This is a genomic window from Novosphingobium jiangmenense (assembly GCF_015694345.1).
Taxonomy (GTDB): domain Bacteria; phylum Pseudomonadota; class Alphaproteobacteria; order Sphingomonadales; family Sphingomonadaceae; genus Novosphingobium; species Novosphingobium jiangmenense.
In genome coordinates this window covers 148,040-162,124 of record NZ_JADQDC010000001.1, presented here as the reverse complement: position 1 = coordinate 162,124, position 14,085 = coordinate 148,040, and the positions used below count along the sequence as shown (strand labels likewise).

At 65.9% G+C, this 14,085-nt stretch carries 12 protein-coding genes; 6 read left to right on the top strand and 6 right to left on the bottom strand.

Annotated features, from left to right (window positions below; translation table 11 throughout):
* The first annotated feature begins 36 nt into the window (after positions 1-36).
* A complete protein-coding gene (locus I2488_RS00740; RefSeq protein WP_196273894.1) occupies positions 37-501 on the top strand; it encodes a GreA/GreB family elongation factor in 465 nt (154 codons plus the stop codon).
* A 68-nt stretch (positions 502-569) separates the two neighbouring features.
* On the opposite strand, the gene I2488_RS00735 is transcribed toward I2488_RS00740, so the two are convergent.
* The 4 genes from I2488_RS00735 to I2488_RS00720 all read right to left on the bottom strand — a co-directional run bounded on the left by I2488_RS00735 (position 570) and on the right by I2488_RS00720 (position 6,423).
* Complete coding sequence (locus I2488_RS00735) at positions 570-3,857, bottom strand: TonB-dependent receptor domain-containing protein (RefSeq protein WP_196273893.1); 3,288 nt, start codon at positions 3,855-3,857, stop codon at positions 570-572.
* A gap of 186 nt (positions 3,858-4,043) precedes the next feature.
* Positions 4,044-4,823: an SDR family NAD(P)-dependent oxidoreductase gene (locus I2488_RS00730; protein WP_196273892.1), complete on the bottom strand. Its 780-nt coding sequence runs from the start codon at positions 4,821-4,823 to the stop codon at positions 4,044-4,046.
* On the bottom strand, positions 4,820-5,635 hold the full coding sequence (locus I2488_RS00725; protein ID WP_196273891.1) for an SDR family NAD(P)-dependent oxidoreductase: 816 nt from the start codon (positions 5,633-5,635) through the stop codon (positions 4,820-4,822). Before I2488_RS00725 ends, I2488_RS00730 begins: the two co-directional genes overlap by 4 nt.
* Positions 5,636-5,640: 5 nt before the next feature.
* Entirely contained in the window at positions 5,641-6,423 is a 783-nt protein-coding gene (locus tag I2488_RS00720; protein ID WP_196273890.1) for an SDR family NAD(P)-dependent oxidoreductase, read from the bottom strand.
* Between the two features lie 156 nt (positions 6,424-6,579).
* On the opposite strand from I2488_RS00720, the gene I2488_RS00715 reads away from it, so the two are divergent.
* The 3 genes from I2488_RS00715 (at position 6,580) to I2488_RS00705 (ending at position 9,322) form a co-directional block, all read left to right on the top strand.
* Positions 6,580-7,980, top strand: coding sequence for an aromatic ring-hydroxylating oxygenase subunit alpha (locus tag I2488_RS00715; RefSeq protein WP_196273889.1), 1,401 nt, complete (start codon positions 6,580-6,582; stop codon positions 7,978-7,980).
* Positions 7,977-8,753, top strand: coding sequence for a ThuA domain-containing protein (locus tag I2488_RS00710; protein WP_196273888.1), 777 nt, complete (start codon positions 7,977-7,979; stop codon positions 8,751-8,753). The genes I2488_RS00715 and I2488_RS00710 overlap by 4 nt, the downstream gene beginning before the upstream one ends.
* Before the next feature lie 191 nt (positions 8,754-8,944).
* The gene (locus I2488_RS00705) at positions 8,945-9,322 is read left to right on the top strand and encodes a c-type cytochrome (RefSeq protein ID WP_196273887.1); all 378 of its coding nucleotides are present in this window, start codon (positions 8,945-8,947) and stop codon (positions 9,320-9,322) included.
* 145 nt (positions 9,323-9,467) lie between these two features.
* Here the strand turns inward: I2488_RS00705 and I2488_RS00700 are convergent, their stop codons facing one another.
* Positions 9,468-10,058, bottom strand: coding sequence for a rhodanese-like domain-containing protein (locus I2488_RS00700; protein WP_196273886.1), 591 nt, complete (start codon positions 10,056-10,058; stop codon positions 9,468-9,470).
* Positions 10,059-10,138: 80 nt separating this feature from the next.
* Here I2488_RS00700 and I2488_RS00695 point away from each other — a divergent pair, with 80 nt between their 5' ends.
* Both I2488_RS00695 and I2488_RS00690 read left to right on the top strand, forming a co-directional pair.
* A complete protein-coding gene (locus I2488_RS00695; RefSeq protein ID WP_425492336.1) occupies positions 10,139-10,897 on the top strand; it encodes a quinoprotein dehydrogenase-associated SoxYZ-like carrier in 759 nt (252 codons plus the stop codon).
* Entirely contained in the window at positions 10,894-11,832 is a 939-nt protein-coding gene (locus I2488_RS00690) for a quinoprotein relay system zinc metallohydrolase 1 (RefSeq protein WP_196273885.1), read from the top strand. The genes I2488_RS00695 and I2488_RS00690 overlap by 4 nt, the downstream gene beginning before the upstream one ends.
* On the opposite strand, the gene I2488_RS00685 is transcribed toward I2488_RS00690, so the two are convergent.
* Positions 11,829-14,081 carry a TonB-dependent receptor gene (locus I2488_RS00685; protein ID WP_196273884.1) on the bottom strand — a complete coding sequence of 751 codons (2,253 nt, stop codon included), beginning with the start codon at positions 14,079-14,081 and terminating at the stop codon, positions 11,829-11,831. The genes I2488_RS00690 and I2488_RS00685 overlap by 4 nt on opposite strands.
* Positions 14,082-14,085 lie beyond the last annotated feature (4 nt).

Here is a 14,085-nt window from a genome sequence, read left to right as displayed (position 1 = left end):
GCAGAGCGCTTGCACGCGCGCCAGTGGAGAATTGAAATGAGCGTGGCCTTCCGCCGCGAGAGCGATGACGAGCATCTCGAACCCGCGTTCGAGATCCCGATCCCGCCGGGTCCGAACCTCGTCACCACGCGCGGTGCCGCGCTGATCGCGCAGAAGCTGGCCGAAGCCGAAGCGGCGCTGGAGGGCGTGACCGACGAGGCCGAACTCAAGAAACTGCGCCGTACCCTGCGCTACTGGAGCACCCGGCAGGCCACCGCCGAACTCACCGCGCCGCCTGCCGACGGAACCGTCGGCTTCGGCTGCACTGTGCGCTTCGCGCTGAACGGCAAGGCCAGGAGCATCACCATCGTGGGGGACGACGAGGCCGATCCGGCAAGTGGCCTGATCGCCTGGTCCGCCCCGCTCGCCCGCGCAATGATGGGCGCAGAAGCGGGCGAACTGGTCGATTTCAATGGCAAGGCCGAGGCCATCGAAGTGCTGGCGGTGAACGCCGCCGACTGAAACACGCAAGAAAAAGGGGCGGAGCGCCGGAACGCCCCGCCCCTTCCGAGATCGGAACTCCGGCGCGATCAGAAGTTGGCGCGCACGCCCACGAACACGGTCCGGCCGATGCCGCTGACCGGATAGGCCGAGCTGGCGATGAACGGTTCCTTGTCGGTCAGGTTGTTCACGCCCGCCGTGATCGAGAAGTTCTTCTGCACGTCGACCGTGGCGGCCAGGTTGTGGACCCAGTATTCCGGAGCCATGCCCGCCGGGCCGAACTCGGTGGCGATGCGCTCGATCTGGATGGCCGAGGCGACGGCCTGACGCCCGATGTACTGCAGCGAGTAGTTCAGGGTGATCGGACCACGGTTCCAGGTGACCGAGCCGACGCCCGACCATTCCGGCGCACCGGTTTCCTTCAGGCCCGGATTGACGAGGTTGCGGTTAACCGGATCGAAGAAGCGGTTGAGCTTCTCGGTCCAGTTGGCCACCACGTTGATCGCGAAGTTGTTCGCGCCCAGGGCGAAGCGGTAGTCGATCGTCGCGTCGATGCCCGAAGTCTCGATGCGGCCGAAGTTGATCTGCGTCTGGCGCAGGAAGTTGAAGCCGAACGTCGTCGGCCCCGAATTCGGCCCGTTGCGCGAGAACAGGCTGCAGAACTGGTTCGGGAAGGTATCGTTGTCATAGCAGGTGTTGACGATGTCCTGCGCCGAAACCGCCGCGATCGCGTCCTCGATGCGGATCGAATAGTAGTCGACCGACAGCGTCAGCCCCCGGATGAAGCGCGGCTGGATCACCGTGCCCACGGTCCAGGTCGTCGCCGTTTCCTCCGACAGGTTGGGGTTGCCGCCGCTGGTGCCCGAGAAGCGCGCGGTCAGCGGGTCGGAGTAGTTGGCGATGAACTGCGCCGCGTTGGGGATGCCCAGAGCCGTTGCCGCCGCGATGCAGTTCGCCCTGCGGTTGGGCGTGGCGTTCTGGTTGATCGTGTCGCAGGGATCGGCCGGGCGGAAGGTTGCGCCCTGCTGAGGATCGAACAGTTCGGCGATGTTGGGCGCGCGGATGGCCTTCGAATAGCTGCCACGGAAGCGGATGTCCTGCACCGGTGCCCAGATGCCGTTGACGTTCCAGGTGAACGCGCCGCCGATGGTCGAATAATCGGCATAGCGGCCCGCTGCACCGAACGACAGTTCATGGAAGAACGGCTTGTCGCGCAGCACCGGCAGCGACACTTCACCGAACACTTCCTTCACGTCGAACTGGCCGCCGGTGTTGAAGGTCTGGGTCTGCGCATCGAACAGCAGCGACTTGTTGGGCGAGATGTCACCGATGTAGGTGCCAGCCGGGCCTGCGGGCGAGCCTTCCGGCAGGAGGCCGAGCAGCAGGTCGTTGAAGCGGGTGCGCGACTTTTCCTTGCGGTATTCGGCGCCGCCGACGAACTGCACCGGGCCGCCGGGCAGATTGAGGAACGAACCGGTATCGCCCTTGATCAGGCCGGTGATCACCAGCTGCTCAAGCCGCGAGCGGTTGGTCACCGGGGTGGTGATAAAGTCCACCGCTTCCTGCGAGAGCGAGTTGGTGCCGCCGAACAGGTTGGCCGGACGGCACTGCCCGTCGCCCGGACGGAAGGTGAAGAAGCCGCGCGCGATCACCGGGAAGAACTGGCTGCCCGGGTGCGGCACGTTGCTGATGTCCGAACGGCAGATCGGATTGCCGTTCGGCCCGCGCACCACGTCGATGGCGGCGAACAGGCGGTCATAGCGCACTGCGTTGGACTGGGTCACCGCGTTGTCGGTGCGGCCATAGTTGCCGACCAGCTCATAGTTGAGCGAGGACGAGATTTCGCCGCGCAGGCCGCCGACGATGCGGTAGGTCTCGCGCCGCGCGGTCGAGGTGTTGGGGCCGAGGTCGAGGAAGTCGCGGCTGATGCGCAGGCCGCGCGCCTCGTCGGCATCGGCCTGGAGCACCGCCGGGATGAACGGGTTGTCGGCGAAGATCAGCAGGCTGTCGTAGAAGGTGTTGTAATTGTTGCGCGATACCGAAGTGTTGCGCGCATACTTGGCGTCGACGAACAGCTCGGCCGCCGGCGAGAACTCATAGCTTGCGCGCAGCTCGGTGTAGATGCGCTCGCTCGACGGGACCAGCGAGGACTGGTTGGTGCGCTCCACCGCGCCATCGCCGCCGAACTGGTTGGTGCCGTTGGAGATCAGCCCGTCCTGGAAGATCTTCACCCCGCCGCCCGGCGTGGTGACGTAGCAGCCGCCGCCGCCGAAGCCGGTCAGGCCGACGTAGCTTTCCTCGCAGTCGTTCACGCCGTTGTTGTTGATGTCGGCATTGAAGAAGCCGAAGTCGCGGCGGAACACGAGGCCTGCGCCCGAGCTGATCGCAAAGCGCGGATCACCGGCGATCTGGAACAGCGGCGAATTGGCGGCGCGATCCATAAGCGCCTGTTCCGCAGCGGTCGGGGTCTGGCCGGGGAAGAAGGTGGCGAACTGCGCCGCCGTCGGGATGGCAAAGCCGATCGGATAGCGCCCGCTGTCCAGCGAATAGCGCTGGAAGAAGTTGGGCGTGGCGCTGGCCGAGATGTCGCCGGTCTGGAAGCGGCGGTTGACGTGCGGATAGGTCGTGCTGTTGTTGGCGCGGCCGTTGTTGCGGGTGAAGTCACGCTGGCCGAACAGGACCTCGTCGTCCTTGGTGTAGCCCGCCGAAAGCGTGATGTTGCCGCGCCCTTCGGCGAAGTTCTTGCCCCAGGTGCCTTCGATGCGATAGCCCGAACCCGATCCGGCGGTGGGCACGTTGGCCTGCGCGTTCAGCGTCAGCCCCTCGAAGTCCTTCTTCATCACGTAGTTGACCACGCCGGTCACCGCGTCCGCGCCATAGACCGCCGAGGCGCCGCCGGTCAGCACTTCGACGCGCTCGATCAGGGCGTTGGGAATGGTCGCGACGTCGACCGTCTGCGATCCGGCGACGCCCGAGACGTGGCGATAGCCATCGACCACCACCAGCGTACGGTTCGAGCCGAGCTGGCGCAGGTTGAGCGTGGCCTGGCCGATGCCGCCGCCGCCGCGCTCGATCGAGTCCGCCACCGTGCCCGACGAGATCAGCGCCGGAATCTGGCGCAGCGTGGCCGTGGCATCGGTGTTGCCCGCGTTGCGCAGCGCTTCGGACGTGATCGTGTTGATCGGCAACGGCGCGGTTTCGTTGGCGCTGCGCTGCAGGCGGCTGCCGGTGACGACGATGGTGCCCTCGGCGCTCTCCGCCTCGGCGGGCGCATCGATCGCCGGAGCGGTGTCCTGCGCGAACGACGGCAGCGAGATGAGCGAGAGCGCGCTGGCGGTTGCCAGCGTGGCGACACGAAATGCTGTTGTGGTTTTCATGGATAGTCCCCGTTTCCCGCGCCATGCCCAGCGCGGGTCGGGGGCAATCTGCTAAGTCGCATCGGGGAATCAATTGCCCCGAGGTGCGGTTACATTCGAGCAATACTATTCGATTGCAAGTGATGCTGCGACGCCACAATAATGGCGTCGCAGCAATGTTTGATTACGGACCGGAATACTTGGAAATCAAACCTGGCTAAATCCGCCGTCCATCACGAACTCGGCACAAGTCACAAAGCTCGCCGCGTCCGAGCAGAGGTAGACCACGCCGCCGCCCATTTCCTCCGGCCGGCCCATGCGGCCGATCGGGTGGTTGGCGACGATGCCCTGCACCGCCACCTCGCGCGATGGCACCGCGCCCAGTTCGACATAGCGGTCCATGATCGAATTGAGCATGCCGGTGTCGATCCCGCCCGGATGCACCGAATTGACGCGGATGTTGTGGCCGAGCGCGGCAAACTCCGCACCGAGGCACTTGCTCAGCATCTTCACCGCCGCCTTGCTGGTGCAATAGGCCGCGTTGAACGCCGCACCGCGAAGGCCGCCGACGCTCGAGAAGTTGACCACCGAAGCGCCGCCAGAACGTGCCTTGCCGCCTTCCTTCAGGAGCGGCAGCATGACCTGCGTGCCGATGATGATCGAATCCACGTTGATCGCGTTGACGCGGTGGAAATCGGAGAGCGGCGTGTCCTCGAACTTGGTCACGATCGAATAGCCGGCGTTGTTCACCAGCGCATCGAGGCGGCCATACTTGTCCTGCACCAGCGCCGCCACCGCCTGCCAGTCGGCCTCGCTGGTCACGTCGTGCTTGAGGTAGTGGTCCGCGCCTTCGATCTGCGCGTCGGGCGCAAGGTCGGTGGCGATCACGGTGGCCTTGGCCGCCTTCAGCGCCTTGACCAGCTCACGGCCGATCCCGCCCGCCGCACCGGTGACGACGGCGACCACATTGTTGAGAGCAATCGTCATTGTGCAGTCCATCCCCCGTCGATCACCAGCTCCGCGCCGGTCATGTAGCTAGAATCCTCGCTGGCGAGGAAGAACGCGGCCGAAGCCAGCTCGCTCGGCTGCGCCAGACGCCCGATCGGCGTCGCGCCGACCACGCCCGCCACCAGATCATCGGGCTTTTCGGCAAAGCCCTGATCGACCCAGCGCTGGAACCCGGCCTTGAGCAGCGGCGTCTCGACGAAGCCGGGGTGCAGCGAATTGGCGCGGATCGGCGTCTTCTTCTGCGCAAACTCGATGGCGATGCCCTTGGTGAACAGCCGCACCGCGCCCTTGCTGGCGTTGTAGGCCGAAACTTCGTTCATGCCGACAAGGCCCATGATCGAGCTGACGTTGATGATCGACGAACCGCCGCGGAAGTCCTTGCCGCTCTCCGCCATCAGCGGCACGAAATGCTTGGTGCCGAGGAACACGCCGTCGACGTTGATCGACATGATCCGCCGCCAGCCTTCCATCGAAAGGCTCTCGACCGGCCCGGTCAGGTCGATCCCGGCATTGTTGACGAGCACGTGGCACTTGCCGTGGCGCTCTTTCACCAGAGCGACGGCACGCTCCCAGTCCTCTTCCTTGGCAACGTTGGCGCTGATGTAGCTGGCGGCCTGACCGAGACGGGCCATCACTTCGGTCGCCGTCGCGCTGTCCTCGGCATCGAGGTCCGACAGCACGACTTCCGCGCCCTCGGCCAGAAAACGCTCGGCACAGGCAAGGCCAATGCCGCGAAGGCCCCCCGATACGAAGGCAACGCGCCCCTTCAGGCGCTGTGCAGACAATTCCATGGTATTCAGACCCCCATCATGCCGGCGGTCGTCGCGCCGTCGATCGCGTATTCCGCGCCGGAGATGAACCCGGCCTCGTCGCTGGCGAGATAGGCGACCAGGCCCGCCACCTCGTTCAGCTGCGCCATGCGCTTCATCGGCGCCATGCCTTCGTACATCGCGCGCGCGGCAGCCGGGTCGGGCTGTGCGTTCATGATGTTCTGGATCAGCGGGGTTTCGACCACGCCCGGCAGGATCGCGTTGACGCGGATGGCATAGCCCTGCTGCCCGCAATGCACCGCCGCCGACTTGGCCAGCGCGCAGACCGAAGCCTTGGTCACCGAATAGGCGACGTAATTGCCGAGCGGACGCGTGGCGTTCATCGACGAATTGATGATGATCGAGCCCTTCGGCCCATCGGGATTGCGCTTCATGCCAAGGATGGCGTTCTGCACGGTCAGCATCACCCCGGTCTGGTTGACGGCGATGATGTTGTTCCAGCCCTCGAGGCCGACAGTCTCGATCGAACCGTCGCCCGCCTCGATCCCGGCATTGGCGAAGACGATGTCGAGACGGCCATCGGCGGCAATGATCTCGTCGATCAGCCCCGGCCAGCCTGCCGCATCCTGCACGCGCAGCTTGCGGAATACGGCGCCCGTTTCCGCGCAGAGCGCAGCGGCGGCCTCTTCCTTCGATCCGGTGAACCAGACCTTCGCACCTTCTTCGGCCAGGCGCGCCACCGTGGCCGCGCCGATGCCGGTGGTGCCGCCGGTGACAAGCGCGACTTTCCCTTCAAGCCTCTTGGACAATTGCTCTCTCCCGCACAGAATCTGCGTGAATTTATGGCGTCAGTGGTTACGCGCACGGGCAGTCCGTGCAACCTATGCTTTCAGCAAGGTGACGCGCGCGCGGGGGAGCGGCAAAACCGGCAGCAATGACTGAATTCTGGGTGAGGAATCGAGAAAATGGCTGACAGCGATCCGAATATGGGCGGCGGCAAGGCAAGGTGCGAGGCAATCAGCTGGCAGGAACTGCTGGCACAGGATTCGCGCCCCGCTCCGGCGATGCTGACCGAAGAGAGCTACCAGTATCGCGGCTCCGAACCGCTGGCGGCAGAGCGCTACACCTCCGAAGACTTCGCCCGTCTCGAACGCGAGAAGATGTGGCCCCACGTCTGGCAGTTCGCCGCGCGCGAGGAAGACATCCCCGAAGCCGGTGACTACACCGTTTTCGAAAACGCGGGCCGCTCATGGCTGATCTCCCGCCAGGAAGACGGCAGCGTCAAGGCCATGCACAACGTCTGCCTCCATCGCGGCCGCAAGCTGCGCACCGAAGACGGCACCGCCGACACCTTCACCTGCCCGTTCCACGGCTTTGCCTGGAACAAGGACGGCAGCTTTGCCGGCATGCCCTGTTCGTGGGACTTCAAGCATCTGTCGGCCGAGAAGATGCACCTGCCCGAGGCCGAAGTGGGCCGTTGGGGCGGCTACATCTTCCTGCGCGAGGAACCGGGCGGCCCCACGCTCGAGGAATACCTCGCCCCGCTGCCCGAATTCTTCAAGCGCTGGCGGCATGAGGAATGCACCACGGTGATCTGGGTGGCCAAGGAAGTCCCGGCCAACTGGAAGGTCACTGCCGAAGCCTTCATGGAGGCCTGGCACACCGTCGTCACCCACCCGCAGCTCCTGCCCTTCACGGGTGACGCCAACAGCGCCTACTGGACCTATGGCGACAACGTGAACGTCAACCACGTTCCGTTCGGCATCATGTCCCCGCACGTCGATCCCGAGGGCAAGACCCAGCAGTGGATCGTCGACGAGTTCTGCAAGTACAATGGCCGCTCGGCCGACAACTACGAGGCATCGGGCGATCCCTTCGCGGTCAGCGTGCCCGAAGGCATGACCGCACGCGCGGCGCTGGGTGCGGCGATGCGCGCCGGCTACACCGCGCAGACCGGCTACGACCACGATCACGCCACCGACGCCGAACTGCTCGATGGCCTCGTCTACAACGTCTTCCCCAACTTCGCGCCGTGGGGCGGCTTCATGCCGAACATCGTCTATCGCTGGCGCCCCGGAAAGACGCCTGACACCTGCCTGATGGAAGTGCGCATCCTCGCCCGCGTCAAGAAGGGCGATCCGATGCCGCACGGCGTGCCGATGAAGCTGCTGTCCAACGACCAGAAGTGGACCGACGCGCCCGAGCTCGGCGTGCTCGGCCACGTCTTCGAACAGGACATGGACAACCTGCCCTATGTGCAGGACGGTCTCCACGCCTCGAAGACCGGCGAGGTCAACCTCGGCGACTACCAGGAAATCCGCATCCGCCAGTTCCACCAGACGCTCGACAAGTACCTGAACGCATGAGCGAAGTTGCACACCCCCCGCGCATCGATTGCGTGTTCGTCTGCGGCGGCGTCTGGCATGACATGGACTTCGCCCGCCTCGAAATCCTCAAGCTGCTGGCCGAGGACCCGGCGATCCGCACCCGCGTTTTCGAGGATTACGAGAACATCGAGGCGATCCGCGCCGCCGACATCCTGATCACCTACACCTGCGATGTCACGCCCTCGCTAAAGGCGCAGGAAGCCTTGCGCGATTGGCTACAGTCGGGCGGGCGCTGGTATGCGCTGCACGGCACCAACTCGGTCCTGCGCTTCCTCACCGATGGCCCGAACAAGGACCTGTGGGACGCGCCGCGCTGGGCGCCGCTGATGATGGACCTGCTCGGCAGCCAGTTCATCAGCCACCCGCCGATCGCGCCCTATACGGTGACCGTGGCCGATCCCGATCACCCGCTGGTGCAGGGCGTGGAACCGTTCGAGACCACCGACGAACTCTACCACATGGAGTACCACGGTGACCTGCACGTGCTGCTGGAAACCGATTGCACAGTGGAAGGCACCGGCTTCGTCGAGGCGGCGGATGCGATCGGCAAGCATGCCGTCATGTATCTGAAGGACCACGGAAAAGGCGGCGTGCTCTACAACACGCTGGGCCACTGCCGCGGACACTATGACCTGCAACCCATGCTCGACTGGTGGCCCACCGTGGACCGCTGCGCCTGGGACCTGCCAGTGTTCTACGATCTGCTGCGCCGGGGCATCGGCTGGCTGAAGGATCGTCCGGCCAAGGCTTGAAATCCCCTTCTCGTCATTGCGAGGAGCGCAGCGACGAAGCAATCCAGAGCGCCATCGCAAACCGCTCTGGATTGCTTCGTCGCTGCGCTCCTCGCAATGACGATGCTGCCGGGGCTTGATCCTAAGTCCAATTTTGGCGGAATGGGGGTCGTGTCACACCTTTCCGGGTAAACGAATCCGGGAGAGACGACATGACCACCCTCCGCCTTGCGCTCATCGCCGGCGCCATGCTGACCGCCACTGCCGCAAGCGCCGGCCCCGCCGCCCCCCCCTCGGCGCCCCCATCCACCTGGGCCCGCTGCGCAGTCTGCCACAGCAACGCCAAGGGCGCGCCCGACAAGATCGGCCCCAACCTCTACGGCGTCTACGGCCACAAGATGGGCGTCAAGGGCACCTACAAGTTCTCCGATGCGCTGAAGAAGTCGGGCCTCAAGCTCGATGACGCCACGCTCGACAAGTGGCTGGAAAACCCCGCAAAACTCGTCCCCGGCAACCGCATGAGCTTCCCCGGCCTCAAGGACCCGGCCAAGCGCGCGGAACTGATCGCCTACCTCAAGACGCTGAAGTGAGCGCCTGATCCTCCCCATTTTCACCGGAGGTGCAAATGGGGTGGCAGTCCGAAGGACTGACGGAGGGGCAAGAGTCCAAACCCCTCCACCCCCAGCTGCGCTGGCGGTCCCCCTCCCCGTTTGTCCTGCGGAAAAACAGGGAGGATCAGCGCGTTGCGGTGACTACCGGCTCTGCCTTCACCAACGCCCGCCCGGCGTCGTGCCAGCCCTCGATGCCTTCCGCAAACCAGTAGACCTTGCCAACGCCCTCGCCGGCAAGGCGGCGAGCGGCGTTCCAGCTCATCCAGCAATCGCTACGGCAGAACACCACCACCGGTATCGCCGGATGCTTCACGCGCACCGCAAAAACTGCATCGCGCAGCCCCTGCCACAGCACCGCATCGGGATGACCGCGCCCCACTTCGGGATGCCATGCTGCACCCGGAATGGTCTCATGCTGCACCGCGAGGGTCCACTTTCCCGTCAGCGGATCGCGCACCCCGCCCTCGACGGGAAGCACGTCGATGAACAGCGCGTCGACCCCCGGTTTGAGTCGGAGGACCTGTTCCAGCGCGATCTGCGCGGCGGGAGTCGGCGGGCGATCGACCGGGGCGCGGTAGCGTGCCGTGCGATACCCCTTGGCGTCGAAGAGTTCGGGGGGAGTTGCGGCAGAGTCATGGCTTTGCCCGCGAGAGTTGCCGGGGAGTTGGAAAGTGGCGAAAATCGCGAGGCAGAGTGCGATGTGCCTTGATTTCATGGCCTTTTCCGCTCCCCACCCATTGTTCCAAGGTCCAATATGATCGTTCGGCCAATGCGCGCATAGTGTGCTTTGGGAGAATGCGCATGATGGCAAAGTTGATGACTGCTGCCCTGCTCGTGACGGCGTCGGCGCCCGCGCTGGCGGCGCCCGCCGATCCGCTGCACTCGCCGATGTGGGAGCATCACGCCGCGCGCCTGTTCGGCAAGGATGCCGTGGTGTTCGACCAACGCGTCGCCGTGCGCATTCCCGAAATCGCTGAAAATCAACGCATTTTTCCGGTGACGGTGGACGCGCGCGCCCTGCCGCATGTGCGCCGCATCGTCCTCTTCGCCGATCTCAACCCCATCCCCGTCGCGGTGGACTACGCCCCCACCGGAGCCGAACCCTTCCTCGCCACCCGCATCAAGCTCGACCAGCGCACCCCGGTGCGCGCGGCGGTGCAGACCGAGGACGGCACCTGGCACGTCGGAGGTTCCTGGATCGACGCCGCAGGCGGCGGCTGCTCGGCACCGCCGGTTTCCCGCGTGAAGGGGGACTGGGCGGATCATCTGGGTGAGGTTCGGGCGGGACAATGGCCTGAAAAGGCGGGAGAAACCCGCCTGCGCATGACCTTCCGGCATCCGATGGACACCGGCCTTGTCGAGAACATCCCGGCCTACAACATCGAGCGCCTGACACTCCGCGATGACAGTGGCAGGTCGTTGGGCGAGATGCAGATTTTCGGATCGGTGGCGGAGGACCCGGCCTTCACCCTGGTAGTCAAGGCAACCGGCGCAATCAGCTTCGAGGCGCGCGACACGGCGGGCCTGCGCTTCCCCGGCAAGGTGGGCGCGTGAAGCTTCAACGGCGGGCGCTGTTGCTGGCCGGACTGCTTGCCCCCGCAGCCGCAATTGCCGAGCAATTCGCAGGCAAATACAATCCCTTGGCCGAGCAGGTGGCCGACGGCCTGTGGATGGTGCGCGGCGCGGACGAGGCCATCGGCTTTGCCAACGGCGGCGCCATCGCCAACAGCGCGATCATCGCCACCGACGCGGGCGCGGTGCTGTTCGACCCCGGCGTCTCGCGCGAACACGGACGAGCGCTGGGCGCGCTGGCGCAGAAGTTGACCGGCAAGGCGGTGGGGCGCGTCTACATCAGCCACCTGCATCCCGATCACGCGATGGGCGCAGCGGCCTTCGACCCCGCCATCGTCCACGCCCTGCCCGCCACCCGCGCCGATCTGGAGCGTGATGGCGAGGGGTTTTCGGACGCGATGTATCGCCTGCTGGCGGACTGGATGAAGGGCACGGCGGTGGTCCTGCCGCAGGGCGATGTCACTGAAGGACAAGCGGAATTCGGCGGGCGGCAGTTCCGGCTGATGGCGCTGAAGGGGCATTCGGGCGGCGATCTGGCGCTGCTCGACGAGGCGACGGGGACGCTGCTGGCAGGCGACCTCGTGTTCCATGACCGCGCGCCTTCGACGCCCCACGCCTCGCTGCCGGACTGGCGCGCCTCGCTCGACCGGCTGGCCGCGATGCCGCACAAGCTGCTGGTGCCGGGGCACGGGCCCCTTGACCGCGATGGCAGCGCGATTGCCCAGACACGCGACTGGCTCGGCTGGGTGGAGCAGACCTTGCACGATGCGGTGGCCCATGGCCTCGACATGAGCGAGGCCGGGGAGCTGCCAATTCCTCCCCGCTTTTCAACGCTCAAGGCCGCGCGCTACGAACTGCAGCGCAGCGTCTCGCACTTCTACCCGAGGCTTGAGGCGGAGCTGCTGCCGAAGCTCTAGAATTCGGCGCGCAGGGACACGGTCAGACGGCGGGGGGCGCCGGGGGCGTAGGCGCGGGGATCTTCGGCGCCAGGGGCTTCGGCGAGGAAAACCTCGTCCACTTCCGAGAAGGTGCCGAACGTGGCGTAGCGCTTGTTCAGGACATTGCGCAGCTGCGCGACCACGCGCAGGCCGGGTGCGAGGCTGACCGAGCCGTCGAGGTCGAACACCGCATAGGCGGGCGTGCGCGGGTTGTCGTTGCCTTCATCGCCGGCGAGGTACTGGCCCGAGCGGGCGCGCATCGTCAGGCCCGCCGACCAGTCGTGCTCCTCGCGCGCAAGGCGCAGGTTGAGGGCATGGCGGGGGACGGCGGGCAGGCGATCGCCACGCCGGACCATCACCGTGCCATCGCCATCCGCAGCGGGGTTCGAGGGGCTGGACATGATGAAGCCATCGCGGAAGCGGGCGTCGGTGAAGGCATAGTTGGCCGAAGCGTGCCAGCCATTGCGCCGCCATTCTGCCGACGCTTCGACGCCTTGACGCAGCGTATGACCGAGGTTGGCGAAGTAGGCCCGCCCGCGGACCGAAGAGGCGATCATGCGGATATCGTTGCTGGTTTCGGAGCGCCAGGCGTTGACGCGCCATGCCAGCGCCTTGCCGGTGGCGCTGACGCCGGCGTGCCAGTTGGTGGCGGTGACCTGCTTCAAGGGCGGGTCAGCGATGAAGAAATTGGCCAGTGTGCAGGGCGCTTCAGGGTCGGCGCAGCTGAGTTCGGCGGGCGTCGGGTTGCGGCTGGTGAGCGAGAATCCGGCGGTGGCATGGATGCCGGGCGCCAGCGCGTAATCGAATTCGACGCTGGGATTGAAGCGATTGAAGTGGTGGCGACCGTTGAGCGCGGTGCCGAGCTGGTCCTCCATCACCACGCGGTTGTGCGAATAGCGCGCACCCGCTTCCACCGACAGCGCCGAAGTCAACGGCAGGGCGACACTGGCGAAAAGCGCGAAGTCATCGAGCTTCGAGACCAGCGAAACCGGCTGGATCGCCCCGTCTGCCGAGACCAGGGGCAGGCCAAGGTCCTCGACCGAACGGTCTTCTTCCAGTTCGCCGAGATCGGTCTGGGCGCCAAAGCGGGTGTGGGCATGCTCCCACGTACCGCCCAAGGCGATGCGGCGGGTGCCGATGCTGGTCTCGACGGTGTCCTGCCATTGCAGGGTGGCGCCCCAGGCGCGGGTGCGCTCCTTGCCGCGATTGAACACCGCCGCCTCGTCGCCAGCGGCATCGGCGGCGACGGGATTGCCGCGCGAAAACAGTGCATCGCTGTAGTTGTCGTCGTCATCCTCGACGCAAAGTTGTGCCGGATCGGCTTCGCAAGGGCCGAAATCGGCAAGGTCGCCGTTGGCGTTGGCACGATCGAGATACTGCCAGTGGGCGCGCAGTTCCACGCGCGAGGTGTCGCCGGTGGCGAGCCATGGTGCGGCGACCACGCGGGCGAAGCGGGTGCGGGTGGTGTCCGGGCGGGTGAACACGGCATCGTACTTCGCATCGAGCAGTTCGACTGGCGAAACGCCGTTGCCGGTGAGGTCGGTCGAGGCGCCGAGGGCGGACAGTTCGATGCCCCAGCCCTCGCCCTGATGCACGCCCTTGGCAAAGCCGCGATAGAGCGTGGACGGACTGGCAACGCGCCAGCCCTTGTCATGGCGTGCCTCGAAGGCCAGAGCCAAGTTGCTTTGCGCAGTGCCGGTGCCGTAGCTGACCGCGCCGCCCGCCATGCCGTGGCTGTCAAGATCGCTTTGCGCCTTCAGCCCGGCAAGGTTTACGCCGTCGCCGGTCTGGACGAGCAGCGACCCGGCAAGGGCATTGCGGCCGAGCACCGGATTGGCATCGTTGACCTGCGCGCTCACCAGAACGCTGTCCGGCACGAGATCGAGCAGGACGACATCGCCGAACGGCTGGTTGAAGCGCACGCCATCGAGATAGACGGCGAGGCCCTGCTCCATGCCCTGCAAGGCGCCTGCGGAAAAGCCGCGCCAGTTGAGCGAGGCCTGCCACGGATTGCCCGCCGCCTCACCCAGCGTCAGGCCGGGGATGACGCGTTCCAGTGCGCGGCCGAGATCGGGGCGGCCCGAGGCGTCGATCGCGGCGAGATCGAGCGCGCGGGCCTCGTCGAGATCGATCATGCCGCCCGGCGCGTTGACGACGATCTGGTTCAGGTCCTGCGCCATGGCGGGAACGGGCGCGGCGGCAAAGAGAAGCGGGATCAGTTTGCGCATCGGT

Excerpts from the sequence above, each read along its gene's own strand:
- I2488_RS00685 (WP_196273884.1), bottom strand. The coding sequence starts at position 14,081 with ATGCGCAAACTGATCCCGCTTCTCTTTGCCGCCGCGCCCGTTCCCGCC.
- I2488_RS00730 (WP_196273892.1), bottom strand. The coding sequence starts at position 4,823 with ATGACGATTGCTCTCAACAATGTGGTCGCCGTCGTCACCGGTGCGGCG.
- I2488_RS00740 (WP_196273894.1), top strand. The coding sequence starts at position 37 with ATGAGCGTGGCCTTCCGCCGCGAGAGCGATGACGAGCATCTCGAACCC.
- I2488_RS00725 (WP_196273891.1), bottom strand. The coding sequence starts at position 5,635 with ATGGAATTGTCTGCACAGCGCCTGAAGGGGCGCGTTGCCTTCGTATCG.
- I2488_RS00715 (WP_196273889.1), top strand. The coding sequence starts at position 6,580 with ATGGCTGACAGCGATCCGAATATGGGCGGCGGCAAGGCAAGGTGCGAG.
- I2488_RS00710 (WP_196273888.1), top strand. The coding sequence starts at position 7,977 with ATGAGCGAAGTTGCACACCCCCCGCGCATCGATTGCGTGTTCGTCTGC.
- I2488_RS00735 (WP_196273893.1), bottom strand. The coding sequence starts at position 3,857 with ATGAAAACCACAACAGCATTTCGTGTCGCCACGCTGGCAACCGCCAGC.
- I2488_RS00700 (WP_196273886.1), bottom strand. The coding sequence starts at position 10,058 with ATGAAATCAAGGCACATCGCACTCTGCCTCGCGATTTTCGCCACTTTC.
- I2488_RS00705 (WP_196273887.1), top strand. The coding sequence starts at position 8,945 with ATGACCACCCTCCGCCTTGCGCTCATCGCCGGCGCCATGCTGACCGCC.
- I2488_RS00695 (WP_425492336.1), top strand. The coding sequence starts at position 10,139 with ATGCGCATGATGGCAAAGTTGATGACTGCTGCCCTGCTCGTGACGGCG.